The organism is Lactobacillus sp. C449L (assembly GCF_059900815.1).
The window spans coordinates 1-465 of the sequence record NZ_JBWXGA010000189.1; the positions used below are offsets into that span (position 1 = coordinate 1).

The 465-nt window shown below is 67.3% G+C and carries 1 protein-coding gene; it reads left to right on the plus strand.

The features are described 5' to 3' along the window. Positions 1-465, plus strand: a 465-nt coding sequence (locus AC2JF9_RS08960) for a helix-turn-helix transcriptional regulator (RefSeq protein ID WP_500727066.1), incomplete at both ends; no start/stop codon positions are given.

Below are 465 nucleotides of genomic sequence, written 5' to 3' on the forward strand. Positions count from 1 at the left end.
TGTCCATCTGGCCAGCGGCCGGACGAACATCGGCTTTCCGTGGGAACAGCTCGGCGCGTTGGTGCCGCTGACGCAGCGCCACCGCGACATCCTCGATCGCAGTGGCCGCTACGGCATCGGCCCGGGTTTTACGGTGCCGGCCAATGTCCCGGGCGAGCCAAGCGGCTCCTGTTCCTTTGCGGTCAGGAAAGGCCGCGAGCTGCCTGCCCGGCACCTCCTCTGCGCGGAGCTGATCGGAGCGCATGCCTTTCGCGTCGCCCGGCGCCTGCACGATTATCCCTCGCTCGGTGCGCATCCCCGCCTCAGCCGGCGCGAGCTGCAATGCCTGCACCTTCTCGCTGCCGGAAAGAGCGACTGGGAGATCGCTAGAATCTTGGGCATAAGCCGCGAGACGGCCCGTCAATATGTGAAGCGCGCCCGCGCCGCCTATGACGTGGTAAGCCGCACCCAGCTGGTCGTTCACGG